This is a genomic window from Roseivirga spongicola (assembly GCF_001592965.1).
In the GTDB taxonomy this organism is placed as follows: Bacteria; Bacteroidota; Bacteroidia; order Cytophagales; family Cyclobacteriaceae; genus Roseivirga; species Roseivirga spongicola.
This window is the reverse complement of sequence record NZ_LRPC01000012.1, coordinates 588867-614346: the sequence shown is the minus strand read 5'-3', so window position 1 is coordinate 614346 and position 25480 is coordinate 588867. Positions and strand designations below refer to the sequence as shown.

Sequence of the window (25480 nt, the reverse complement as noted above, 5' to 3'; positions counted from 1 at the left end):
GCATGTAATTACACTTCTCTACTAATTAATTGTGATCAATCAAAAATCTATAGCCGTATTACCCTTCAACAATATAAGTGGAGACCCTGACAATCAATACTTTGCCGATGGCATTTCGGAAGAAATAATCAACACCCTCTGCAAAATTAAAGGGCTTAAAGTGACAGCCCGGACCTCTTCTTTTAGCTATAGAGACAGACAGGTAGATGTTAGACATATCGGAAATGATTTGGGAGTAAGCACAGTTTTAGAAGGAAGTATAAGGCGAGCAGCCAATAGAGTAAGGATATCTACCCAGCTGATAAGAACAGACACTGGTTTTCATATTTGGTCTGAGAGTTTTGATAGAGAACTGACAGACATCTTCAATCTTCAAGACGAAATAAGCCGACTAATCGCAGACAGAATTCGAGAGCAGTTTGGCCACTTTGATATACAGGACGATTTTGAAACTCCTAAAACTTCAGAAACTAGAGCATACCAAGCCTATCTCAAGGGAAGGTTCTTTCTTTTACAATGGACCGTTGAGAGCATTCAGAAAGCGCAAGAGAGTTTTAAAGAGAGCATCTCTTTAGACCCAGAATATCCTTTACCATATCTAGGTTTAAGTCAGAGCTTTGTCCATCAGGCGGCTTGGAATTTGGCCGATAGAATGAAAGCGCTTTACATGGCCCACCACTTCATTAAGAAATTAGGAGATAAACAAACAGAACTCGCTGAGTATCATTACACCAAGGGGCTGTATCACTTCATTGGTAATTGGGACTTTGAGAAAGCCCAATCACACCTCAATCAGGCATTGAGGATTAACCCAAATTTCTCAGATGCTTTAGAATTTAAAGCAGAACTACTTAATGCCAATGGACATTTTGACGAAGCCAAACAAAGCATAGATAGAGCTATTGAATTGAACCCAAATTCTCCCAATCACTTTTACATCCTTGCCTGGAATCATTATCTACAAGAGCAATACAAAGAGGCTATTACAAGTATAGACAAGGGCTTAAGCATCAATGAAGGTTGGGAAATGGCACTAGAGTTAAAAGCTATTTGCCAAATACAACAGAATGAAGAAAATGAGTTCATAAATACAACAAAGCAATTCGCTTCCGATAAAAGAGAAACGCTACTCCACCTATGGAAGACGATAAAACAAGGAGAACAATCAGGCCTAAGTTTGAACGAAAGTTCCACGTTTCACCTACCCGTTTGTACCTATTTAGCCTGGTATGGCGGTACAAAAGACAAAGCAATTGAGCTTCTCATAAATGCCTTCTACGACAAATCTGGTCAGCATATTAATTTCAGATTCGATCCACTCCTTGCCCCTTTAAGGCAAACAGACGAGGTGAAAAAACTAAAGTTTACCTATTCCCTTGATTCTGTAAACTCTTTACATGAAGAGATAAAGGAAAGTAAAAGTGAGACATTATCGGAAGAAGAAGTAACCGACTATTTAGAATTGCTAAATAGCTCTATGAGTAAAGACTTGCTTTATTTAGACTCTCACTTAAGCTTACGTGAGTTAGCCATAAAACTAAACCTACACCCAAATAAACTCTCTTGGCTGCTAAACAACAGAATTGGCAAGGGATTTAATGAATTCATTAATCAACATCGTTTAGCCCACTTCAAAAAAATAGCGTTAAAACCTGAAGTACAACACCTCTCTATATTGGGCATTGCTTATGAAAGTGGCTTCAACTCCAAGTCAGTTTTCAATGAGTTTTTCAAGAAAAACACTGGCACCACCCCAAAGGCCTGGGTTAAACTACAGACCAGCAAACAAGCCTTTTAAAAGCTCCGAAAAAAGTCCGGAAACTCACTTTGCAGTTCTGAATTACACAGCCGGACGAAAGCCTACTGTCAGTAGCTCATCTTTACAGAAAAAACAATGGAAGGAAGAAGAGTAATTGTAGCTGGAGCCTCTGGGTATTTAGGAAAGCATATAATAAGGGAGTTACAAATTAGAAAGATAGAGTTCGGGGCAATTGTGAGAAAGAAGGAAAGCGTTTATGAACTAAACCTAACCGACAAACAGCTGATTGAAGCAGAAGTAACAAAGCCCAACACGCTAAGCGGCATCATAAATAATGGAGACGTACTGATCAGCTGTGTAGGTATTACCCGTCAAAAGGATGGCTTAACTTATAAAGATGTAGACTTTCAAGCTAATGTCAACTTACTAAATGAGGCGAAAGCATCTGGAGCTGTTAAAGTGGTTTACATCTCCGTTTTGAATGGAGAATTGATGCGCCACCTAAAGCTAGTTGAAGCAAAAGAGGCTTTTGTTGATTACTTAAAAACGTCAACTCTCAACTACACTGTCATTCGACCTAATGGATTTTTCTCTGACATGAAAGACTTTCTACAAATGGCTAGAAAAGGTAAAGTATTCTTATTCGGGAAAGGTCAGTTTATGCTAAACCCAATTCATGGAGCGGATTTAGCTAGGGTTGTGGTTGACTCTATCGAAACTTCTACAAATGAAATTGAAGTAGGAGGTCCGGATATTTTAACTCAAGAAGAAATAGCTGAGTTAGCACTAAAAGCATTCAAGTTTGAAATAAAAATAAGCCATATACCCGACTGGGTTAGGAAGAGCATATTAGCCTTACTTAGAGCCTTTACCACCTCCAAAACCTACGGACCTTACGAGTTTTTTCTGAGTATGATGGCTCAAGACAATATTGCACCACGGTATGGTGTACATCGGCTTAAAGATTTCTTTCAGGAAGAGGCAGATAAAATTAATACGCATAAAAAAACACCAAAGGAGATATAGTCCCTTGGTGTTTTTGTAATCAACCTTTCGATCTACCTTCTTCCCATTCTTAGCTGCTGATACGGGAAAACCACTGTAGATTCATTTCCATCTTTACCTACCGCTGCAACTCCGAAGTAATAATTATCTATCACTATTCCTTCTAAAGTATACTCATTCGTTCCGCTTACGTAAATAAAATTATCCCAAGTAGGAGAAGTAGTTAGCCTCCAGTATAGCTTATAACCTGCTATGTCAGGATCGTTAGACTCTGGCCATTGCAATGTGGTAGACGGCTGAACAGCTCCACCAATTCTCACATATTCTGGAGCAGGAGGAGCCCATGCAAGTCCTGCTAAAGAAATAGCGTTAACTGCTGTAAGTTTCTTAGCGTACTCAAAATTCACTCCTTCTATTACGTCACCATACTTTATACCATTCTCTTCCCTTATATCTTGGTGCTGGCGCACATAATTTTCATGTGCTTCCATTATTCTCACACCTGGGTAACCTAAATCATTGAATGGTCGATGATGCCCTCCTCTTCCGAATCGGTCTAACCTGTAAATCATCATAGGGTTCATTTCTGGCATATAGGTCAACACTTGGTTGTGAATGTACCTAGCCAGTTGTCTAGAGTTTCCATCAACCTCACCGCCAGTAAATCTTCTAGAAGCTCTAGCTCTATCTGACTCATTTGCTGGAGTAGGTTCAGAAAATATTCTAAAGGTTCTGTTATCTATTACACCATCTACACCTTCAATATTTCCAATCATATCGTTGTTCAACACACCAAGAATATTCCATTTATTCTCTTTGGCGTACTTAGCTAAACCAGCACCTCCAAAAAGGCCTTGTTCTTCTCCAGAAAGACCAACAAAAGCAATGCTATTCTTAAACTTATATTTAGAGAGTACCCGAGCCGCTTCTATAGTACCAGCCATACCTGAGGCATTATCATTGGCTCCAGGAGCATCGGTTGTAAAATCCATTGTATTAGATGCTCTGGAGTCGATATCTCCAGACATCATCACATAATTATTTGGGTTGTCTGTTCCTCTAAGTACAGCCACTACATTCACCACATAAGCGTCATGAGGCACTCTTCCACCCATTTCTTTGGTTACCAAATCTTTCTGATAAAAAACCTTCAAGCACCCCCCGCACTCAGCAGAGATTTTCTCGAACTCCGCTTTCAGCCATCTACGGGCAGCACCAATTCCTCTGGTCTTAGAAACCGTATCGGAAAAGGTATTTCTAGTACCGAAGCCAGCCAATGTTCTTATATCTGCTTCAATTCTCTGAGCAGAAACACCATTGATAATTTCGTACATTCTAGTGTCTACTTGAGGAGCTGCTTGTTGCGCTGGTAGACTCATGGCTCCTAGCAACATGAAGCCGAATAAGGATATTGTAAGTAGTTTAGTCATATTCATCAGGTTATATTCTTGGGAATTTACTAAAGATTCTAAGCCGTCAAAACTGTTAAATGACCAGTGGAAATTTTTATTCAAAAACTGAATCCTTTTGATAGGGGTTTTACGTTCATTAAGTGTGTAAATGATGAGACTTTTCTAAGACAAAAGAATAATATCTGACGACTGTAACAAACTTGGTACAATCATTGTCTTAAACAGGGAGATCACAAGAAAAATGAAAACGAAAACTATTTTACTCACAGCTGCAGTTGTTGCCACCGGTCTCGGTATTTATAGTCTGGCAGGAAAGAAAATTGCGTTACCTAAGAAGAAAGGTGCGACAAAATAAATTACTTCACCAAAAGCGTTAAATACTGTTAAGTAGTTAGGCCTCGGAAAAACCGAGGCTTTTTAGTTTCCAGAGTTTATTATTTTTGAGCTGATATTTACTTATGAAGAGACTTACATTCCTCTTAGTACTGTTTGCATCTTGCTCTTTTATAGCCAATGCCCAACAGAAGGAAGACCCCAGAAGATATATAGATAGTGCAGTGCATTACATGGACCTTGAGCAGTATAGCAAGGCCGATGGATATTTTATGGCTGCGCTAGATAAGATAGACGTACTCTCTGCCGACTTCTGTTTTTACTTCGGTAAGAATTCATATTACATGAATAAGCATACTCAGAGTATTGACTGGTTGAATAAGTACCTTGAACTGAAGGGAAGCCGTGGACAGTTCTCAAAAGAAACGCTAAACTTATTGGAGCTGGCCGAAGAAGCATTTAGAAACAACAGAGGCACCACATCTAGCGCAGATGTTAACTCTAAATTCTTTTACCTAAATACCATAAAGTGCGATAGCGATGATTTGATTACTTGCCCCGTCTGCAAGGGCGATGATGTAATTACCACAAAGAATAGGTTCGGTGAAACGCTTTACAAAACGTGTCCATACTCTCACAACGGAGTACTCACCTGTGTTGAATTCAATTTGTTAATTCAAGGAAACCTAAAACCTAAGAATAAGTAAGCTTCTCTAAAACTAGCTGAATAAGTCGCTCTACAGTTTTTTCATGATTGGATGAAAAAGTCTGATTGGCTCTGTTAGCTATTAGCGCATTCAGGCTTATCATTTCATGTCCTAACAGCTCGGCCATTGCATAGTAACCAGCAGTTTCCATCTCAAAATTTGTAAACCTTCCGAAACTGGTTGGGGTATTGGCTAGAGTATCAATAAAGCCTGTAATTTTTGGTTTAAGCCTTATTTCTCTTCCCTGTGGAGCGTAAAAACCAGGAGCAGTAACGGTAACACCATGGTGCATATCATCTTTAAATAGATCGAATAGCTGATCGGACCCTTTGGCAAAATATGGCTTAAAAGGTAACTCTAACAATCGCTGAATTTTATTCTCCACTACAGCTAAATCTTCACTCAGACTACGATCATAAAAGCTCATGAGCGTATCGAGTCCTAAACCTGCTCTTGAAACCAACAGCGCATCTAGGGGAATATCAGCTTGCATGCAACCCGAAGTACCTATTCTAATGATATTGAGCTTCTTTAACCTTCGGTTTACCTTTCTAGACTTAAAATCAATATTAACTAAAGCATCTAGCTCAGTCATGAGTAGCTCAACATTATCCGTTCCCATTCCAGAACTAATAATAGAAAGCGGTTTTCCTCCAATTTCACCAGTATGAGTAACTAATTCTCTATTAGACTCTTGGAAATGAATTTTATCGAAGTGCCTACTTATTTTCGATACTCTATCAGGGTCACCTACAACAATAATGGTATCCGCTACCATCTCAGCGGTTAGATTGAGATGGTAGATTCTATCTCCATCGTTCAGAATTAGTTCTGATTCTGGAATTCTTCTGGCAGCCATTAGTCGATTTTAGCTGGCTCTCTTTTCACACCCTTTAAAGGGTTATAGTGATTGGTATTCTTTTGATAGTATCCAGTACCATCGTAAGGTCTTCTTGCAGGATTTTTTCGACACTCATCGGAACAACATCCATCCATTAACCATCCAGCTTCTTCAGTCATAGGAATATGCGCATTACACTCCGGGTTGGCGCAATTCACCATTCTATCCGTAGGTTCACCAGTGATGAAACACTTAGAAACAATGCTTGGATTTACATGATTTACATCGGCAGTAATACGGTTATCGAAAACGTAGCATTTACCTTCAAAATCCTTTCCTTCAGCCTCAATTCCGTATTTAATAATCCCACCATGAAGCTGATAGACATTATCAAAACCCTGCTCTAATAAGTAGGCACTGGCCTTTTCACACTTAATACCACCTGTACAGTAGGTAACCACTTTCTTACCTTTAAGGTGGTCTAACTCCTTCACCTTTTCGGGAAAGTCTCGGAAGTTATCTATATCTAAGGTTAGGGCATTTTTGAATCGACCTACATTGTGCTCGTAGTTGCTCCGAACATCTAGAATAACGGTATCCTCAGGTTGTTCTTCAAGGATTTTTCTAAAGTCTTGCGGTTCAACGTAAGTCCCAGTTTTTTGCCTTGGATCTATATGCCTCAAGCTTGAGTGAACTATCTCTGGTTTTACTCTCACATGAAGTTTGGCGAAAGCCATGGTTTCATGTGCCTCAACCTTGAATTCCGTATCGGCAAATCGAGCATCGGAATGTACATAAGCCATGTACTTCTCACAGTCTTCTTTTAAGCCCGAAACAGTTCCGTTAAGTCCTTCAGGTGAAATAATGATTCTACCTCTTAAGTTGTTTTCAACACAAAAAAGGTGATGTTCTTCTCTGTACGCTTCATAATCCTCGATTTTCGCGTAGCAGTAATACAATAAAATTGAATACTTCTTTTCCATATGTTCTGCCCTATTGCTTGTAGGGTGAATTTCTAGTTGAATATCAGAAACCTCTTCCGCCCTGCGGGCTCCTCCTCCTAAAGAAGATTATCAGAGCATTCTCAATCTGAATTCTAAACTTTAGCAGCTGGATTTCCGAATACTGTTTCTCCATCAGCAACATCGGCAATTACCACCGACCCTGCTCCTATTCTAGCATCTTTACCAACTTTTATTCCTGGTACAATGGTTACTCCGGAACCAATGAATACGTTATCGCCAATTTCTGCCTCGCTTCCCACAACACTACCAGGTCCAACCTGAACTAAGTCTCCAAGTTTGGCGCTGAAGTCTATAGTAGCGTTTGTATGGATCATACAGTGATCGCCAATTTTAGCATTTGCGCCAATGATTACTCCACTATTTATAAATTCTCCATGACCTACACTGGCAGACGGTGCTATTTCAGTATTGCTATGAATAGCATTCACTGGCATCATCTTTCTTCTCTCCTTTATCAACTTTACTAAGCCTTTTCTTAGCTGACGGTCATCAACTCCAATAAAGGCTTCACACTTTTTACCGATAAGTTTAAGAAAGCCATCATCGTCAGTTCTGCCCAAAATACTTAGCTCACCAAGCGTTTGTCCGTGCAGTTCTTCATTATCGTCTAAGAAACCATAAACGATAATATCATTACTTTCAAAAATCTCTTTTGCAGCTCTACCGAGTGCATTTGCTCCAAATATGATTACAGGATTCTCCATAGCTCTTTTTGCGGGTGCAAAGTTAAGCCTTTTCGTATCAAAAAATAAGTATTCAGGCCTTTACCAACTCAATACCAATCTTACATTTCATGCATTTACGAGTTAAACAGTACTCGTTATAAAGCTCGATTAGTCCCTGAGTATCGAAACTAGAGTTTACGTTCCACCCTAAAGTCTGCCACTTTCGAATTATATGATTTTGCTCTACAGGAAGGGTCATTAAGATATTCATGGCCCGATCTAACATATCAGCATCATCTTTATATTCCGAATAAGCCACTAGTAATGGGGCAATGGTATTTATCATAAGTCCTTGAGCAGCAGATTTAGACATTGCCTTATTCTGAAACTTGCTTTTCGCCCCAAAATTCAAATGCGATTTCCAATACTCAGACGGACTAACCTGAAGCAGTTTTTGAAGACTAACTAAATCTGTAAAATGGGTAAATAGACTAAATAAGTTTGGATGGCTATGAACCAACGCTGCGAACTGAGCAATTCTTACTGTAGGAAAGTTAGAAGGACGCACTCCTGAAAAGTGCCATTGATTATAGCTAAGACTTGATTTCACTTCATACTTACGTTCTAAAAAAGCGTATTCTCTACGTAATTCATTAGCGTAGGCATCATTGTCAGAAGCATTTAACAAGCCGCTAGCACCGAACAACAATGCCTCCCATTGTTTTAAATCTGCATGCTTTTGCAAAACTTTGAGGGGCACAGCATTAGCCAGTTGCAGCATGTTCTCTGAATTTGTTTTAAAGCCAAATCCGCTCGCCAACCATTGGTAGGTGCTTTGCTCCCAGTCTTGATTATTGCTTTCCAGAATCTCCTTGAAAAGATCTCCCTTACGTTCCAACCTTCTTACCAAAGTAAACTCTAACATAGAGAGCTTGGTAACCGCCTTAACTTTATGAAATGAATTGCCACATGGAATATCGGTCTGACTTTCTACAATAGTTTTGTACCTAGAAAGGAGGCCTGGTTTAACAAGACCTTTGAGTTCTAATGTTGGAATGGGCTGCCCATCGGCATTCAATATCTCACGGTCATGTGTAAACACCACATGGAGCACAACATTGTCATAGTTGCTATCTCCATCATGTTTATGCGCACTCCAATCAGACGACTTAACGTGAATTTCTACTGAACCTGCCCAAAGAATTCCTTCAAGCTTGATACTAGCCTCCTTAAAGTCTGGGCCTGCCAGATGGTTATGGTATCCAGGCTTCAATACTTCTACCGATTTACCATCGGTAGTAATTAGCTGTTTCGGATTGAAATATTGATGTAGCCAGACGAAATGTAGGAACTCTTCTTGAATCATTTGGTGCGTGTTTACACCAAATAATTTAGCAATATTTTTCTAAATATTTAGACATTTCCTGTTGCAGAGTATTAGCCTCTTGACCCGCAACTTGGGCAAATGCTTCAGAGGAGTCTTTATAAATGATTCCGCGTGAAGAGTTTACAAGCAGTCCACACTCACTATTCATTCCATACTTAGAAACCTCTTCAAGGCTACCGCCTTGAGCTCCTACACCAGGTACTAAAAGGAAATGATCTGGCACAATCTGTCTGATATTCTTTAAAGCCTCCGCTTTTGTAGCTCCAACCACGTACATCAGCTCTTCTGAAGAACCCCACTCCTGACTTTTCGATAGAACTCGCTCATAAACTTCCTCCCCAGAATCTAATGTGAGATTCTGAAAGTCCTTTCCACCCGCATTAGAAGTAAGAGCCAAAAGAATAACCCACTTATTCTTGAAATCTAAGAAAGGTTTTACAGAGTCTTCACCCATATAAGGAGCCACCGTAATGGCATCGCAATTCATTTCTTCAAAGAAAGCACGAGCATACATTTTTGAGGTATTCCCAATATCGCCACGTTTAGCATCTGCAATAACGAAGGCCTCTTTGGGGATATACTCAATGGTTTTCATTAAGCTCTCCCAACCTTTGAGACCGTGAGCTTCGTAAAAAGCTATATTAGGCTTATAGGCCACCGCATAATCTATGGTAGCGTCTATAATTTGCTTATTAAACTCAAAAAGCGGATCGTCCGCTTTTTTGAGGTGTTCAGGAATTTTCTGAATATCAGTATCAAGGCCAACACATAGGTAAGATGATTTAGCCTTGATTTGACCGAATAAGTCTTTTTTGTTCATTAATTACGGAGGTCTTCTTTGTATTGAACAGGGTTTTTCTCTTCGTCAAACTCGAAGAAACCTGGAGGAAAAGTAACATTTGGTTTGAATGAAGATACCTCGAAAGCTGTCTTAGCACCAGCATAATCAATCAAATCCCAAGCCTTTAGATATGAATCTTTCTGGCCTATGTACATTATAACATTAGTAAAATCAGAGTCATCATCCGTAGAAGTTAATTCTACCACGTGCACTAATTCTCCTTTAATGTTATCCTGCCTTTTATAAGCATAGGTAAAACCCTCTTTGTAGATATCATAAACGTTCGATGGGTTTATTACTGCCTCATCTGGTTCAAAATTAGTGATTGTCAACTCCTGAGATTCTACTAAATATGTCCAAAGCACCGTTCCATTACAGTAAATATGCTGTGCCTGAAACTTGATCAAAAACTTATCTTTAGAAACAGAAGCTTCGCCAGTTAACCTATCTACCACTTCAGACTCACTTAAAATTTTCTGAACGAATCCGATCTCATAACCCGGCATTGCCTTATAAACCGAACTCATTTTATCCAAAATTGCTTTTGGATTTTGTTCTTGCCCTACAGCCACCAACGAGGCAGCCATCCAAAACATCACAATTAATATTCTTTTCATTCTTTTCTTAATTACTGAAATCAGTTATCCAGGTTATTCAATAACTGTTCCAAACTATATTCATCGGGCACCAACACCTCTCTTGCCTTACTTCCTTCGAATGGCCCGACAATTCCTGCCGCCTCTAATTGATCTATCAAACGGCCTGCTCTATTGTATCCCAATTTGAGTTTACGCTGAATCAAACTGGTACTTCCCTGCTGATGAGATACTATGAGCCTAGCAGCTTCATCGAACAATGCATCTCTTTCAGAAAGATCTACATCTGCTCGGCTACCTCCTTCATCTTCACCAACATATTCTGGTAATAAGTAAGCGTCTGAATAACCCTTTTGGTTACCAATGAATTCGCAAATTTCGTCTACTTCTGGCGTATCTACAAATGCACACTGAATTCTTATGATATCGGAACCCATTGAAAGCAGCATATCTCCTTGTCCGATCAGTTGATCGGCCCCTCCAGCATCTAGAATGGTTCGGGAGTCTACTTTAGAAGTTACTCTAAATGAAAGCCTTGCAGGGAAGTTAGCCTTTATAATACCAGTAATTACGTTTACAGATGGTCTCTGAGTTGCTACCACCAAGTGAATACCAATAGCACGTGCTAACTGAGCTAAACGAGCAATTGGAGTTTCCACCTCCTTACCTGCCGTCATCATCAAATCAGCTAACTCATCTATAACCAATACAATGTATGGAAGGTATCTGTGTCCCTTTTCAGGATTCAGCTTTCTATCCATAAATTTCTTATTGTACTCCTTTAGGTTTCTACAAGCAGCATCTTTCAATAAGTCGTAACGCTGATCCATCTCAATACAGAGTGAATTAAGCGTATGGATTACTTTTTTAGTATCGGTAATAATTGGCTCCTCATTATCAGGAAGCTTAGCCAAGTAATGTCTCTCAATTTTATTGAAAAGGGTTAATTCTACCTTCTTCGGATCTACCAATACAAACTTCAGCTGGGAAGGATGCTTCTTATATAAAAGTGAAGTTAGTATTACATTTAGTCCAACCGATTTACCCTGACCCGTAGCACCTGCCATCAATAAGTGAGGCATTTTTGCTAGGTCGGTAACGAAAATATCGTTGGTGATGGTTTTTCCAAGAGCAATTGGTAAAGCCATATCGGAATTCATGAATTTATCAGTAGAGATTACCGACCTCATGGACACCATTTCTTTATTGGTGTTTGGCACTTCGATACCAATAGTTCCTTTACCCGGGATTGGAGCGATAATACGAATTCCTAAAGCAGCTAAACTCAGGGCTATATCATCTTCCAAGTTTTTGATCTTAGAAATCTTCACCCCTGCTTCTGGCACAATCTCGTAAAGCGTAACCGTAGGGCCAATAGTTGCTTTAATACTAGCAATACCAATCTTGAAATTGGTTAGGGTTTCAACGATCTTGTCTTTGTTGGCCTGAAGTTCTTCTTTTGTAACCTGAACTCTACCAGTAGAGTATTCATTCAGCAAATCTACTTTTGGAAACTGGTATTTTGGCAAATCTAAAGTAGGGTCATAGTGGCCTGCCTGTTCAACAAGTTTTTCAGAAGCCTCCTTAATCTCTACTTCAAAAGCTGGCTCCTTTTCTTTTGCAGGCTCTTGTGCTACTGGCTTATTAACCGGCTCTTCAACCTCTAGTTCAATAGCACCATCATCTTCTTTTTTCTCTTCGACCTTATTAGGTGTAGATGGTGCGGTACTCAAGTTAATGGCAGAGGCTAACTCTGGCTCCAACTCACTTTCCTCTGGCTCAGACTCTTCATTTTTAACTGTTACCACCCAATCTGAGTCATCAATTTCTTCTTCCTCATCAACCTCTTCACTCTCATCTGATGTAGACTCAACAGGTTGGTTCACTGGCTCTGAATCCTGCTGTTTTTTAGCCTCATCTTCTTTTAGTACAGATGGTTCTACAGTAGCCTTTTTCAGGCTTAAAATTTCAGTGATGTTAAAGAAGAATATTACAAAGACCAGTAATGTAAAAGCTAAGAAAAGGATAGTTCCGTAGCCCAAAAGACTATCGAAGAACAAAGAAAGCTCATAACCCAAGCCTCCAGAATAGAAGCTCCATTCGGAAACTGAGTCGTCTCCTTTAATCATGGAGCCCATAAGCAGGCTAATCCACACCAGAAAAAAGCTGGTAGCCGCAAAAGCCCTAGAAAGTTTCATCAAAGCTTTGCCCCATACAATCTTGTACCCTAGAATAAACAGAAACGGAGGAATAAGGAATGCCCCAATTCCAAACCATGAAAAAATAAGTTTATGGGCTGTTAAGGCACCTAGTAATTTCATCCAGTTAGATGCTTCTCTGCCTAGAGACTGAACTGTTTCACCATCTGAGAAGAAAGCTTCAACCACACTTTGGTCTGCCTTACCTGTGAATAGATAGCTAAAACAAGCTAGAAAAATAAACACCGATGCCAGCAATAGGAAAAAGCCCACAGAAAGCTGCACCCTTTTATCCTTTAGAAAAGGCATACTCAGATTAAAGGAGAGTTTTCTTTTGGTTTTGGGTTTTTTGCCCTGGTTACTTTTAAAGGTATTGGACTTATAGGTGTTTTGGGCCATTGAAAAATTTTAAACCAGTTTGTACGAAGTTAAATGAATTTTAGAAACCGCATAAGCCAACTAGGCCTTGTGCTTTGCTTTTTTCCAACGAAGAATTCCCTTGTTAATTTTCTTAATCATGGCTGGGCCTTCGTAAATAAACCCTGTGTATACCTGAACCAATGAAGCCCCCGCCTCTAATTTAGCAATAGCATCTTCTGCGGTAAGTATTCCTCCTACTCCAACAATAGGAAAGTCCCCTGCAGATTTTTGGTGTAAGTAACGGATAACCTCTGTAGATCTATCAGTTACAGCTGCACCACTTAGGCCTCCAGCCCCAATTTGCGAAACAGTTTGCTTTGGCGTCTTTAAGCCTTCTCTAGAAATAGTAGTATTGGTAGCAATAAGTCCATCAATTCCTGTGTCTTTCACTATGTCTACAATATCGTCAAGCTGAGAATCAGTTAGATCTGGCGCAATTTTCAATAGAATTGGTTGTTTGGCATTTAGCTCTTTCTTCTTCTGCTGAAGTGTATTTAAGAGTGCCGTTAGCGGCTCTTTATCTTGAAGTTCTCTTAAGTTAGGCGTGTTTGGTGAACTCACATTCACCACAAAATAATCTACGTAAGGTTCCAAGGCTTGGAAGCAGTACACATAATCGTCAACGGCCTGTTCATTGGGAGTGACTTTATTCTTCCCTATGTTTCCACCAATCAACACTTGCGTTCGCTTCTTTTTTAGTCGCTCTACAGCCACTTCCACCCCTTCATTATTAAAACCCATGCGGTTAATCAGGCTCATATCATCGGGCAACCTAAATAGACGAGGCTTTGGGTTTCCATCCTGACCTTTGGGTGTAAGCGTACCGATTTCAATGAAGCCAAACCCAAATGCTGATAGCTCATTGAAAAGTTTAGCGTCTTTATCGAAGCCAGCAGCAAGTCCAACTGGGTTTGGAAACTTCAAACCAAAACACTCTACTGCTAGTTCTGGATGTTGAAAGTTGTACAAACCTTTGGCTACAGATGCAGCACCTGGTACTTTAAAAAGCTTTCTAATGAGACCAAAAGTAAAATAATGAGCTGGCTCAGGATTTTTTAGAAAAAGGAACGGACGGATTAAGAACTTATACAAGGGTGCAGATTTCGAGCAAAAATAATTCAGAACTCTAAGAATTGAAATTTTAAACCGCCCTTTCAACTATTTATCTGCTTAGACTTGTCACTTATTGAGATATGTCTGAATTTGAATTAAATTAAAACGAGATGTACGAAAAGATTCTTGTTCCTGTAGACTTTACGGACAAAACGTCTAAAGCTCTAAATGTTGCCAAACAAATTGCTTCCGTTACCGGAGCAGAAATATCACTAATTCATGTAGTTAAAGCGGCCCTTACAGTTTATCTAGATGAATTGGGTTTGTATAAAAGCAAAGCCCCTGGTGGGCAGAAGTTTTTAGATGAAGTAATTGAGAAAAATGAAAAGAAGATGGAGAGGTATGTAGAAAAGCTCTCCAATGAAGGCATTAAAATCTCTTACAAACTTAAGGTTGATAGCTCTCCAGATAAAATTGCCGAATTAGTGGCTGAAGAAGGTTTTGACCTAACCATAGTAGGCAACTATGAACATCAGAGGTTCGATGAATTCTTGAAAAGAACTCACCCAGAAAGAATAGCAAAACTGGCCATGAACCCTGTAATAACGGTAAACCAGAACAAGGAAGATTTTGCACCTAATAAAATTCTTATCCCAACTAACCTAGAAGACGACTGTAGTCAGAGAATGAGCGACCTCTTGGCGCTCGCTGAAAAATTTAACTCAGAACTTCAGTTCGTATATGTAAATACTCCAGCATTTTTCCATACTTCGCCCCAAATTAGAAAGAAGAGCCATTTATGGTTTCAGAGAAACGGTCTAAAAGGGTACGAAATAGAGGTTTTTAACACCAAACAATTGCAAAAAGGAATTCTTAATGCAGCCGATTTTTACGAGTCAGATATGATTGCTCTCTTTTCTAAACATTCGGAGTCTATCAAGGACTTAATTAAAGGAAATATCACCGAGTATCTGATTACTCGTTCAGATATTCCAGTAATGACTTTTAATCTCAATATTGGATAATGGAGGTAAATCTGCCTTTTGATTTTTTACACTACACGCGCTATGAAGCGCTTAATCTGATAACTTATGTTGCCGCCATTCTTGCACTGGCACATATACTCTTAAGAATTTTAAGAGCCATTCTAAAGAAAGCAATCAATAAGTCGTCTGATGAAATTAGAGTAGACCCAACCAAGTATAAGTTTTTAAGCAATGCTTTAGGCTTTATTATTTACACTGTTGCTACTATTCTAATCTTCATTTCAATACCACAGTTCAGAACAGTTGGAGTAACTCTGTTTGCTTCTGCTGGTATCATAGCAGCCATTATAGGTTTTGCTTCTCAAGCTGCTTTCTCCAACATAGTAAGTGGTATCTTCATTGTTATCTTCAAGCCTTTCCGAGTTGGAGACATTGTAAGAATATCTAACCTATATTCTGGAACAGTAGAAGACATTACCCTGCGGCACACCGTTATCAAAGACTTCGAAAATAAGCGCCTAATCATTCCCAACTCCGTTATAAGTGCCGAAACCATACACAACTTTAACATAGTTGATGAAATGGTCTGCAATCATATATTCTATGGCATCAGTTATGACTCTAACATAGATTTAGCTATGAAAATTATTCAGGAAGAAGCCATGGCTCACCCTAACTTCATAGATAAAAGAACTGATGAAGAAAAAGATAAAGGCAACCCAGCAGTGATTGTTAGATTATTAGATTTTGGCGAATCTAGCATCAATCTCAGGGCTCAGGTTTGGGCTGAGGACCCTGGAAAGGGATTCGAATTAAAGTGCGATATTAATAAGTCAATTAAAGAAAGATTCGACCGTGAAGGAATTGAAATACCTTTCCCCCACCGAACTATTGTCTATAAGGAGGCGAAGAAAAAAGAAAGCTGAACCTAGTAAGGTCTCTAAAAAGCTTAACCAAATGCCCGGAGCGCTCATCTATACTGGTGAGCAGCATGTAGAGAATGTAAGGTTAGAGTTAATTCAGTTTAATCAAACTGAATTAAGAGATGAGCACATTACATTAGACCATTTGGCTGAACTGGTTAAACCAGAGTTTACCACTTGGGTGAATGTTGTTGGCTTGCATGATATTAGCGTGGTTCAGAAAATTGGTGAGTGCTTTAATATTCACAATCTGGCGTTAGAAGATATCCTCAATATTAACCAGCGTCCTACTTTCGATGAGTATGACGACCACTTCTTTATAGCAGCAAAAATGTTCCGAACCTCGGAAGAAACTATTATCTCCGAACAATTCAGCATGATTGTGGGCAACGGCTACATCATTACTTTCCAGGAAAAAGAGGGGGATATTTTCGATGGTGTGCGCGGGCGACTCAGAAACGCGAAGGGCCGAATAAGAACCCGAAAGTCTGACTATGTGGCTTTTGCTCTGCTCGATGTAATTGTAGACCATTATCTAGGTATTATCGAAGAATATGGAGACGAAATCAATGAGCAGGAGGCTAGGCTGCTAGGTGATTTTAGGAAAGACATCTTAGGCGATTTGAACCTAAGTAAGAAAGAGGTTAATTACCTGAGACGTTTCGCCAGACCTTTACGCGATACAGTAATCGGCTTTAACAAATCAGACCTTCCGATTATAGACAAAAAGACACGTCCGTTCCTCAAAGACCTCCACGACCACATTACGAATGTGACTGAAACCATTGAGGTTTATAGGGAGACCATCAATGACAACCTCAACACCTACCACACGCACATGACCAATAAGTTGAATGATGTACTGAAAGTTTTGACCATATTTTCGGTGGTTTTCATTCCTCTCACCTTTATGGCTGGGATTTACGGAATGAACTTCGAACATATGCCTGAGCTGAGTTACGAGTACTCTTACCCTATTTTCTGGGGAGCCATTGTTATAGTGGCTTTAGGAATGATCTATTATTTCAAACGGAAGAATTGGCTGTAACCAGTTCAAAGTTTCAGGTTTAATGTTCGAAGTCGGAGTTACATTAGAACCATAAACCAACTACACCCTCTCAGAGTCTCCTGAAAGGGACTCTGAGAACGGCAAGCTCAATCATCAGAGTCCTCTGTGAGAGACTCTGATGGAGTTGAAAATGGTTTTGATTTCTGATTTGATAATAAGTTAATTTGATGATTTGAGAGGATATAATGTTAAATCGCTACAATATCTCTGACACTGATACTGAGTTTGTAATCACCAAAAACCCGACAAGAGCAAAGACCAACTTTTACATATCAGTTTTAATTCTTGTCATTTGGTATGCCGTATTAATTAACAACCATAAAAGCGATGTAAGCAGTCTAATCTATCTGTTTTACCTTCTACCGCTCCTAGTCATTCCTCGAATTTTCAAGTATTTAAAAGGAGGCATTTCTCCAATAAAAATCATTTTTTCTAAAAAGCAGAAAACGATAAAAGTACCTTATCATAAAGAGGTTGATTTTGGAGATGTGCAAAAAGTGGTAATCGATTACCCTAACACATTCGATACACAAGAATGTACTCTGAACTTAATACTATCAGATGGCAAGAGAATTGAAATTGACAAAACTGATGCTAGTTTGAATTCTGAAGTTATTCAAGCAGGAAAATCCATATCACGTCTTTTAGGTGTGCCGATTGAAGACAAACATCCATACGAGGAAAAGCTTTGAGCTACTATAAACGCATTTTTTAAAGAACCCTTAGTGGTCTGAGAATCGAAATTCACTCTTGCATCTGATTTCGGAAGTTCGGTCTTGCTATCCTCAATCTCAGTGTCTCCTGAAAGGGACTCTGAGAATGTTGAATCATCAGAGTCCTCTGTGAGAGACTCTAATGGAGATGAAAGTTTGATGCTTAATGTTTCAAGTCAGAGTCACATTAAACATTGAACCTTGAACTTTAAACTAACTTCTAGGATGGAATTCCTGTATCACTTGTCTTAGGTAATCTCTATCTAGGTGCGTGTATATTTCTGTGGTGGTGATGGATTCGTGACCTAGCATTTCCTGCACTGCCCGGAGATCAGCCCCGCCTTCTATTAAATGAGTAGCAAATGAATGCCTGAAAGTGTGCGGACTGATGGTCTTTTTGATTCCGGCTTTTTCAACCAAAGTTTTAATCACAATAAAAACCATTTGCCTACTTAACTGCCTACCGTTTCGATTCAAAAACATAAAGCTCTCATTGCCCGACTTTATATCTAAGTGAACCCTAACTTCATTTTGGTAGATCTTAATGTATTTCAGCGCCTCCTTACCAATAGGCACCAAACGCTCCTTACTCCCCTTTCCGAAGATCCTCAAGAAGCCCACATCAGAATGCACATTCGACATTTTCAGTCCAATTAATTCAGAAACACGAAGACCTGAGCTGTACAAGGTTTCGAGCATGGCTCTGTTTCGCATTCCTTCTGGCTTGGAGTGGTCAATGGCAGCTAAAATCTGATCTATTTCCTCTACACTTAAAGTATCTGGGAGTTTTCTACCCAACTTAGGAGCCTCCAAAAGTTCTGTTGGGTCAGAGTCCAACTCACCTTCATAAAGCAAGAATTTGTAGAAAGACTTTAGCCCTGAAATGATCCTTGCCTGAGAAAAAGCACTCATGCCCAACTCATTGATGTACTCAATGAAGTTCTGTAGCTCCACCATGCTTACTTGCAAAGGCGTAATATCAGAACCAGAAATTTCTAGAAACTGCTTGAGCTTGGAAACATCACGAACATAGGCCTCCACCGAGTTTGCACTAAGCGAACGCTCTAGCCTTAAGTAGTTCTCATATTCCTGAATGTAAATATCCCAAGCCATTTTCAAGTTTAGTGAATTAGGATATTCTAATATGGCAAACTCCGTATTTTATTTGTTGAACGTCCACCTCCTACCTCTTCTGATGGCCATTATGAGTGGTAATTTAAAGATGGAGGTGTATAATAGCATTCTCCGAAAGCGAATTACAAACCTTTGACAAACATTAGCCTCCCAAACCTGCAAAAACCTAAGAGCTCCCTGGTCTTACCTAGTTTAAGTTTGTCAAAGGTTAGCAGCCTGAAAACGGCATACTGCGTTTATTGCAGAGAATTGGAGATAATCATGTAGTTTTAGCCTCATGAAAATCATCATCATCAACGGACCAAACCTGAACCTGCTAGGAGTAAGAGAAAAAAGCGTTTATGGCGACCAAAGCTTTGAAGAATACTTTGAAGGACTAAAGTCGAAACATCCGGAAGTTGACTTTGAGTACTACCAAAGCAATATTGAAGGTGAGTTGATTAACAAACTACACGAAGTTGGCTTCTCCTATGACGGTATCATTCTAAATGCCGGGGCTTACACTCACACTTCTGTGGCCATTTCTGATGCTGTGGCAGGTATAAAAACTCCGGTTGTAGAGGTTCATATTTCGAACATTCATGCCCGAGAGGAGTATCGACACCTAAGTCTTATTACTGCTAATTGTGCAGGCATGATCACTGGCTTCGGCTTGAAGGGCTATGAAATGGGGCTTTTCTACCTTCAAGATAAATGACGGTTCTGTTCATTACCTTTTTCATAGGTACTGTCTTTATTATCGTTGGAATCAAATTCAACTCAAATTATAAGTACTTACAAAAGCATGGGGTAAGAACCGAAGCCAGAGTTAGAGGTTACACAGAGTCTAAAAGTGGTTCGACCAAAATTTTCTATCCAATTATTAGCTACTACGACCAAGAGAAAAACATATATGAAGAAGAGTTGAGCTTTGGCTTTTCTTATAAGCCTTGGCACAAGGGAGAGAAATTTGAAGTTCTCTACGCCCCAGACGACCCCTCAAATGTTACACAGGCAAAACAGTCCATTCTTAGTCTCGGGCCAATGCTTTTTATCTATATCGGTGTTGGTGTTCTGATCCTAGGTCTCTTGAGCTACCTAGAAGTTCTCTGATTGTTTTATTCGTTTTTCGAAAGTGTTAGCAGGCTAACAAAGACTAACAACGCCTCTAGAAAGCACTAGCCTCTGTTACAAACCCTCTAGTGTAGACAAAAGCTAGAAAACTCGGCAAGAAATAGAGCAGAAAAAGACTATACCTCATTCCTTTCTTTGTAGACTCTTTAAACTCCACCACTATATTGGGCCAAAAAATAAAGAAATAGGTAATAAATAAGCCTACAGTAAGTAGGCCAACAGATAGGTAACTGCCATCAAAATTCTTGATTGAAAAAAGGCCTTCTCCCTCTAACTTACTAAAAGCAATAAACTGATCTTTCAAAACCCAATGCGCCAAACTGGTAATGTACAAACTGGTAGAAAGTGCTACCCAAAATGCCGCTCTAGAGAAGAAAATATTACTATGATCTCCCCTTTGCCTATGTAAAGCTCCGAGTAAAAGGAACTTAAAAAATCGCTTTATCATTACTATACACCATTCCTTTTCTAAAAACTTTTCGGTAATGGAACTAAACTAACAAATACTGTCTGTAATGTTATATTAGACAATGCTTTTCCTACATTCGCGCAAAATTTTTAGGCTATGCTGAATTTCACACAAATTCTATCCGTAACACTTATTCTATTCTCGGTAATTGATATTCTGGGCTCCATTCCCATCATCATCAACTTGAGGAAACAAGTAGGTCATATTCAATCTGGTAAAGCCACTTTGGTTGCCGGAGTTTTAATGATTCTATTTCTCTTTGCAGGAGATAATTTGCTAGGGTTATTCGGTATAGATGTCGGGTCATTTGCCATAGCAGGTTCCATTATTATGTTCATTATTGGTATGGAAATGATTTTGGGCCACAACTTCTTTAAAAATGAGCCAACAGCCTCTAATAATACCTCTGTAGTTCCTATTGCTTTCCCCCTTATTGCTGGCGCAGGAACATTGACTACTCTAATTTCCATCAAAGCGGAATATGATGAATTGAACATTTTGGTAGGCATTATCATCAACCTAGCATTTGTGTATCTGGTACTGAAGTCTACCAACTGGCTAGAAAGGAAAATTGGAGAAGGCGGTATTGGCATTATTCAGAAAATATTCGGAATTATTCTGCTTTCCATTGCCATCAAGCTGTTTAAAGACAATATTGCGAACCTATGATTACCATCTACACAGATGGCTCCTCTAGAGGCAACCCCGGACCGGGAGGCTATGGAGTGGTCATGAAGTTCAGAGAACACCGAAAAGAAATCTCACAGGGATATCGCAAAACCACCAACAACAGAATGGAGCTCTTGGCCATTATTGTTGGGCTAGAGTCCATTAAGGTGCCAAATGCACCAGTAAAGATTTACTCAGACTCTAAATACGTTATAGACTCTGTAACCAAGGGCTGGCTTTGGGGCTGGATTAAAAAAGATTTTAAAGGGAAGAAGAACAAAGATCTTTGGCTTCGGTTTGTAGACATCTACAACAAGCACAGAGTTACATTTCAATGGGTAAAGGGTCACGCAGGAATTCCTGAAAACGAGCGTTGCGACCAGTTGGCCGTAGATGCTGCCGAAGGCTCCAACCTTTTGGTCGATGAAGGCTTCGAGTCGGGGCTCTATTCCTAATGATTAATTTTGAATGTTGAATGTTGAATTAGACTTGATTCAACATTCATAATTAAGCCTTCAACATTCCAATGGCAAACACCTACTTCCAGTTTAAGCAGTTTCTGATTGAGCAGGGCAATGTGGGCATGAAGGTGACTACTGATGGTTGTTATTTTGGTGCAGTTTTTAGGCCCTACTCTACAGGCAGAATTCTTGACATTGGGGCAGGCACAGGCCTCCTCTCTTTAATGGTTGCACAAAGGACTGAAGTAAATATTGATACCTTAGAACTTAATGCTGACGCTTATAATCAAGCCAAGGCAAATTTCAACAGTTCACCTTGGCCGGAACAACTTTCCATATTTCATACATCGCTTCAAGAGTTTCAAGCAGCGATCACCTACGATCAGATCATTTGTAATCCGCCTTTCTTTGTGAACTCACAGGCCGGACAATCGAAGAATAAGAACCAAGCAGTTCATGCAGAAACACTCAGCATGGAAGACTTGGCCTTTCACGCTTCCCGATTATTGAAGGAAGATGGAGAGTTTTGGGTGATGTATCCAGCAGCTGAAATGGAGCAATTCATATCAAAAGCTGAATCCATTGGGTTCAAAGTATCCGAAAAACACGTGCTTCGAAATAAAGAAGGTGGTCCGGTTTTTAGACTAATAGCTCAGTTTAGAAAAGCAGAAGTGAACCTAATAAACACCACCGATGTCTTTATTAAAGAATCAGACGGAAGTTATAGCCAAGCCTTTTCGGCACTGCTTAAAGACTTCTATTTACATTTATGAAAGACTATCAAGTTCCTGAACAAACCCGAATAGGACATGTACACCTTAAAGTTTCTGACCTACAAAGGTCACTCGACTTTTACTGCGGTTTACTTGGCTTCGAGTTGACACAGCAATATGGCAATCAGGCGGCTTTCATTTCGGCCGGAGGCTACCATCATCACATAGGTTTGAACACTTGGGAGAGCCAAGGCCAACCACCTGCTCCTAAACATCACCCTGGTTTATTTCACACTGCTATTCTTTACCCTACCAGAAAAGACTTAGCAGCAATTTTCAAAAGGCTTCAGGATGAAGAGTATCCTTTTACCGGATTTGCAGATCATGGGGTTTCAGAAGCACTCTATTTAGACGACCCCGATGGCAACGGAGTAGAACTATATTGGGATAGACCTAAGGAGGACTGGCCATTAAAGGCGAATGGCGAAATAGATATGTTCACCAAAGCATTGAACCTAAGCAGCCTTTTACAAGAGTTAGATCATTAGAGCTATCAATGATTGCAGACTAATGAGAATTACAATATCTTGATGCCCTTTATTTAAACAATTGTATGGAGATTCTTGGAATAGATGTTGGTGGCAGCGGTATAAAAGGCGCTATTGTAGAAACCGAAACAGGGAAACTTATATCAGACAGAATTAGAATAGCGACTCCTCAACCCTCTACCCCAGAGGCTGTTGCAGAAGTAATTCGAGACATCAAAAACCAACTCAATTGGAAAGATAATATTGGTGTGGCTTTTCCTACGGTAATTGTCAATGGCAAAGCTATGTATAGCAGCAACTTACATAAAAGCTGGAAGGGCACGCAAATAGATGATCTACTGTGTGAATTTTCGGGAGAAACTGTAACCGTTATCAACGATGCCGATGCTGCAGGAATTGCCGAAATGCGTTTTGGAGCTGGCAGACACCATAAAGCCGGACTTGTAATAGTCATTACTATTGGCACAGGGCTGGGCAGTGGCGTTTTCTATGATGGCCAGATTATTCCCAACTTTGAATTAGGTCGTTTATACTATAAAACCGGTGATCTGATAGAGTACTTTGCGGCAGATTCGGCCAGAAAAAGGGAAGATCTCAGCTTTGAAGTTTGGGGCAAACGCGTAAATAAGTTTCTCAAGCATGTAGAGCGCATTATTACCCCAGACTACATTATTCTAGGTGGTGGAGTAAGCAAGCATATTCACAAGTTCCGCGATCAGATTAAGATTAGAACACCCTATGTGGTTTCTGAAAAGCTTAATAATGCTGGTATAATCGGAGCGGCAATAAATGCAGCCGACCATCATAAGTAAGTTCTTTCTTTAAAACGAAAATGAACAAAAGCTTTATTTGAGGGAACATAAAGCCATTCGTACAAGTTTTGTTATTTTGCCGTTGTTAGACAGGCATTCACGCAGCATTAGAGCCTTATGAGCAACCTGGGAAGGTACATTATATTTCTTGGCAAACTTTTTACTAATCCTGAGTCATTTAGAACTTACGTAAAACTCATTTTCGATGAGTGTGCTTACATAGGACTGAATAGTATTGTTTTAGTAGCTATTGTATCGGTCTTTATGGGTGCAGTATCAACAGTGCAAACTGCCTATAACTTAATTAGCCCACTTATCCCTGATAGTGTTATTGGTTTAGTAGTTAGAGACCTCACTATTTTGGAGCTGGCACCTACTATTACCGCTATCATTTTTGCAGGGAAAGTAGGATCTAGTATAGCTGGCAATTTGGGTACCATGAGAATTACCGAGCAAATTGACGCTCTAGAAGTAATGGGGATCAACTCTGTATCTTATTTGGTACTTCCTAAAATATTCGCATCGGTTGTAATGTATCCGTTCTTGGTAATTCTTGCTGGAGCCCTGGCCATTAGTGGTGGTTATCTGGCAGCAGAGTTAGCAAGCGTAGTTGGTTCTGCAGACTATCTAATGGGATTGAAAATGAACTTCAATCAGTTCAGTGTCACCTTCGCTCTTATTAAATCCGTTGTATTTGGTTTCCTAGTTTCTTCTATATCTGCCTATATGGGTTTCTACACCAAAGGTGGTGCATTAGAAGTTGGCCAATCGAGTACAAAAGCAGTAACGGTAAGCTGTATTGCTATTCTTTTAAGTGATTTTGTTTTAGCTCAACTCCTATTAGTAAGATGATCGAAGTAAAGAATTTAACGAAATCATTTGGAGATAAAACTGTTCTTCAAGATATCTCAGGAACCTTTGAACAAGGCAAAACTAACTTGATTATTGGTGCCAGTGGCTCTGGTAAGAGTGTAATGCTGAAGAACATTGTAGGCTTGTTCAAGCCAGATTCTGGTGAGATTCTTTACAATGGCAGGAACTTCGTGAATGCAGATAGAGACACCAAAACTGATATCCGAAGGGAGATTGGTATGCTGTTTCAAGGCGGAGCTTTGTTCGATTCCATGAATGTTGAACAGAACGTAAAATTCCCGCTAGATGTGTTGACTAAAATGCCAGAAGATGAAAAGCTGGACAGAGTAAACACCATGCTTAAGAAGGTAAAACTTGAAAACACGAATAAGCGAATGCCATCTGAAATTAGTGGTGGTATGCAGAAGCGTGTAGGTATTGCCAGAGCACTAGTGAATAGCTCCAAATATCTTTTCTGCGATGAGCCTAACTCTGGTCTCGACCCGATGACCTCGATTAAGATCGATCAGCTGCTTGCAGAAATTACCGATGAATATCAGATTACAACCGTCATTGTAACGCACGATATGAACTCTGTAATGGAGATTGGTGAGTATATTCTATTTATCTCCAACTCTAAAAAACTTTGGGAAGGCACCTCTTCTGATATTATACATTCTGGGGTTCAGGAACTAGATGAATTTGTTTTCGCCAATAAGCTAATGCGCAAGGTGAAGGCAATGAATGGATAATGCCTAAGCTATTCATTAGAATCA

Annotated in this window: 27 protein-coding genes; 16 read left to right on the top strand and 11 right to left on the bottom strand. The window is 39.7% G+C overall.

Translation table 11 applies throughout. The annotated features are described in order from the left end of the window. Positions 1-31 precede the first annotated feature (31 nt). Together AWW68_RS10605 and AWW68_RS10600 are read left to right on the top strand one after the other, a co-directional pair. Entirely contained in the window at positions 32-1798 is a 1767-nt protein-coding gene (locus AWW68_RS10605) for a helix-turn-helix domain-containing protein (protein WP_068220575.1), read from the top strand. A 96-nt stretch (positions 1799-1894) separates the two neighbouring features. Then, positions 1895-2785, top strand: a complete 891-nt coding sequence (locus tag AWW68_RS10600) for an SDR family oxidoreductase (protein ID WP_068220572.1) — start codon at positions 1895-1897, stop codon at positions 2783-2785. A gap of 32 nt (positions 2786-2817) precedes the next feature. On the opposite strand, the gene AWW68_RS10595 is transcribed toward AWW68_RS10600, so the two are convergent. Beyond that, on the bottom strand, positions 2818-4194 hold the full coding sequence (locus AWW68_RS10595) for a M28 family peptidase (RefSeq protein ID WP_084375655.1): 1377 nt from the start codon (positions 4192-4194) through the stop codon (positions 2818-2820). 440 nt (positions 4195-4634) lie between these two features. Between AWW68_RS10595 and AWW68_RS10590 the strand changes: the two genes are divergently transcribed. Next, entirely contained in the window at positions 4635-5216 is a 582-nt protein-coding gene (locus AWW68_RS10590) for a hypothetical protein (protein WP_068220565.1), read from the top strand. On the opposite strand, the gene AWW68_RS10585 is transcribed toward AWW68_RS10590, so the two are convergent. The 8 genes from AWW68_RS10585 to AWW68_RS10550 all read right to left on the bottom strand — a co-directional run bounded on the left by AWW68_RS10585 (position 5203) and on the right by AWW68_RS10550 (position 14281). Continuing rightward, the gene (locus AWW68_RS10585; RefSeq protein WP_068220560.1) at positions 5203-6075 is read right to left on the bottom strand and encodes a nucleoside phosphorylase; all 873 of its coding nucleotides are present in this window, start codon (positions 6073-6075) and stop codon (positions 5203-5205) included. The genes AWW68_RS10590 and AWW68_RS10585 overlap by 14 nt on opposite strands. Then, the gene (gene trhO / locus AWW68_RS10580) at positions 6075-7040 is read right to left on the bottom strand and encodes an oxygen-dependent tRNA uridine(34) hydroxylase TrhO (protein ID WP_068220557.1); all 966 of its coding nucleotides are present in this window, start codon (positions 7038-7040) and stop codon (positions 6075-6077) included. Before trhO ends, AWW68_RS10585 begins: the two co-directional genes overlap by 1 nt. A gap of 113 nt (positions 7041-7153) precedes the next feature. Continuing rightward, positions 7154-7786 (bottom strand): acetyltransferase, encoded by a 633-nt coding sequence (locus AWW68_RS10575; protein WP_068220554.1) that lies wholly within the window; start codon positions 7784-7786, stop codon positions 7154-7156. A gap of 52 nt (positions 7787-7838) precedes the next feature. Beyond that, positions 7839-9113: a DUF2851 family protein gene (locus AWW68_RS10570; protein ID WP_068220551.1), complete on the bottom strand. Its 1275-nt coding sequence runs from the start codon at positions 9111-9113 to the stop codon at positions 7839-7841. A gap of 25 nt (positions 9114-9138) precedes the next feature. After that, positions 9139-9954: an orotidine-5'-phosphate decarboxylase gene (gene pyrF, locus AWW68_RS10565; RefSeq protein WP_068220548.1), complete on the bottom strand. Its 816-nt coding sequence runs from the start codon at positions 9952-9954 to the stop codon at positions 9139-9141. Then, positions 9954-10592 (bottom strand): LolA family protein, encoded by a 639-nt coding sequence (locus tag AWW68_RS10560; RefSeq protein WP_084375654.1) that lies wholly within the window; start codon positions 10590-10592, stop codon positions 9954-9956. The genes pyrF and AWW68_RS10560 overlap by 1 nt, the downstream gene beginning before the upstream one ends. 20 nt (positions 10593-10612) lie before the next feature. Next, positions 10613-13168 carry an FtsK/SpoIIIE family DNA translocase gene (locus AWW68_RS10555; protein WP_068220542.1) on the bottom strand — a complete coding sequence of 852 codons (2556 nt, stop codon included), beginning with the start codon at positions 13166-13168 and terminating at the stop codon, positions 10613-10615. Positions 13169-13228: 60 nt separating this feature from the next. Then, on the bottom strand, positions 13229-14281 hold the full coding sequence (locus AWW68_RS10550) for a quinone-dependent dihydroorotate dehydrogenase (RefSeq protein WP_068220539.1): 1053 nt from the start codon (positions 14279-14281) through the stop codon (positions 13229-13231). 131 nt (positions 14282-14412) lie between these two features. Between AWW68_RS10550 and AWW68_RS10545 the strand changes: the two genes are divergently transcribed. From AWW68_RS10545 to AWW68_RS10530, 4 genes are all read left to right on the top strand, one after another. After that, the gene (locus tag AWW68_RS10545) at positions 14413-15267 is read left to right on the top strand and encodes a universal stress protein (protein ID WP_068220535.1); all 855 of its coding nucleotides are present in this window, start codon (positions 14413-14415) and stop codon (positions 15265-15267) included. Beyond that, positions 15267-16154, top strand: coding sequence for a mechanosensitive ion channel family protein (locus AWW68_RS10540; protein WP_068220532.1), 888 nt, complete (start codon positions 15267-15269; stop codon positions 16152-16154). The genes AWW68_RS10545 and AWW68_RS10540 overlap by 1 nt, the downstream gene beginning before the upstream one ends. 31 nt (positions 16155-16185) lie before the next feature. Continuing rightward, positions 16186-17199, top strand: a complete 1014-nt coding sequence (gene corA, locus AWW68_RS10535; RefSeq protein WP_157717611.1) for a magnesium/cobalt transporter CorA — start codon at positions 16186-16188, stop codon at positions 17197-17199. 206 nt (positions 17200-17405) lie between these two features. Beyond that, positions 17406-17912 carry a hypothetical protein gene (locus AWW68_RS10530; RefSeq protein ID WP_068220526.1) on the top strand — a complete coding sequence of 169 codons (507 nt, stop codon included), beginning with the start codon at positions 17406-17408 and terminating at the stop codon, positions 17910-17912. Positions 17913-18146: 234 nt separating this feature from the next. On the opposite strand, the gene xerD is transcribed toward AWW68_RS10530, so the two are convergent. Next, a complete protein-coding gene (gene xerD, locus AWW68_RS10525) occupies positions 18147-19046 on the bottom strand; it encodes a site-specific tyrosine recombinase XerD (protein WP_068220522.1) in 900 nt (299 codons plus the stop codon). Positions 19047-19344: 298 nt separating this feature from the next. Here xerD and aroQ point away from each other — a divergent pair, with 298 nt between their 5' ends. Both aroQ and AWW68_RS10515 read left to right on the top strand, forming a co-directional pair. After that, positions 19345-19764 carry a type II 3-dehydroquinate dehydratase gene (gene aroQ, locus AWW68_RS10520; protein WP_068220519.1) on the top strand — a complete coding sequence of 140 codons (420 nt, stop codon included), beginning with the start codon at positions 19345-19347 and terminating at the stop codon, positions 19762-19764. Beyond that, positions 19761-20159, top strand: coding sequence for a DUF3592 domain-containing protein (locus AWW68_RS10515; RefSeq protein WP_068220514.1), 399 nt, complete (start codon positions 19761-19763; stop codon positions 20157-20159). Before aroQ ends, AWW68_RS10515 begins: the two co-directional genes overlap by 4 nt. A 55-nt stretch (positions 20160-20214) precedes the next feature. On the opposite strand, the gene AWW68_RS10510 is transcribed toward AWW68_RS10515, so the two are convergent. Beyond that, positions 20215-20628, bottom strand: a complete 414-nt coding sequence (locus tag AWW68_RS10510) for a hypothetical protein (protein WP_068220511.1) — start codon at positions 20626-20628, stop codon at positions 20215-20217. A gap of 117 nt (positions 20629-20745) precedes the next feature. Here AWW68_RS10510 and AWW68_RS10505 point away from each other — a divergent pair, with 117 nt between their 5' ends. The 7 genes from AWW68_RS10505 to AWW68_RS10475 all read left to right on the top strand — a co-directional run bounded on the left by AWW68_RS10505 (position 20746) and on the right by AWW68_RS10475 (position 25456). Further along, complete coding sequence (locus tag AWW68_RS10505) at positions 20746-21318, top strand: MarC family protein (RefSeq protein ID WP_068220507.1); 573 nt, start codon at positions 20746-20748, stop codon at positions 21316-21318. Next, entirely contained in the window at positions 21315-21773 is a 459-nt protein-coding gene (gene rnhA, locus AWW68_RS10500; RefSeq protein WP_068220503.1) for a ribonuclease HI, read from the top strand. The genes AWW68_RS10505 and rnhA overlap by 4 nt, the downstream gene beginning before the upstream one ends. Positions 21774-21844: 71 nt before the next feature. Then, the gene (locus AWW68_RS10495; protein WP_068220500.1) at positions 21845-22552 is read left to right on the top strand and encodes a tRNA1(Val) (adenine(37)-N6)-methyltransferase; all 708 of its coding nucleotides are present in this window, start codon (positions 21845-21847) and stop codon (positions 22550-22552) included. Continuing rightward, complete coding sequence (locus AWW68_RS10490; RefSeq protein ID WP_068220498.1) at positions 22549-23040, top strand: VOC family protein; 492 nt, start codon at positions 22549-22551, stop codon at positions 23038-23040. The genes AWW68_RS10495 and AWW68_RS10490 overlap by 4 nt, the downstream gene beginning before the upstream one ends. A 65-nt stretch (positions 23041-23105) precedes the next feature. Continuing rightward, positions 23106-23852, top strand: coding sequence for a polyphosphate--glucose phosphotransferase (gene ppgK, locus AWW68_RS10485; protein WP_068220493.1), 747 nt, complete (start codon positions 23106-23108; stop codon positions 23850-23852). A 117-nt stretch (positions 23853-23969) separates the two neighbouring features. Then, the gene (locus AWW68_RS10480) at positions 23970-24704 is read left to right on the top strand and encodes an MlaE family ABC transporter permease (RefSeq protein ID WP_068220491.1); all 735 of its coding nucleotides are present in this window, start codon (positions 23970-23972) and stop codon (positions 24702-24704) included. Further along, a complete protein-coding gene (locus AWW68_RS10475) occupies positions 24701-25456 on the top strand; it encodes an ABC transporter ATP-binding protein (protein WP_068220489.1) in 756 nt (251 codons plus the stop codon). Before AWW68_RS10480 ends, AWW68_RS10475 begins: the two co-directional genes overlap by 4 nt. Positions 25457-25480 lie beyond the last annotated feature (24 nt).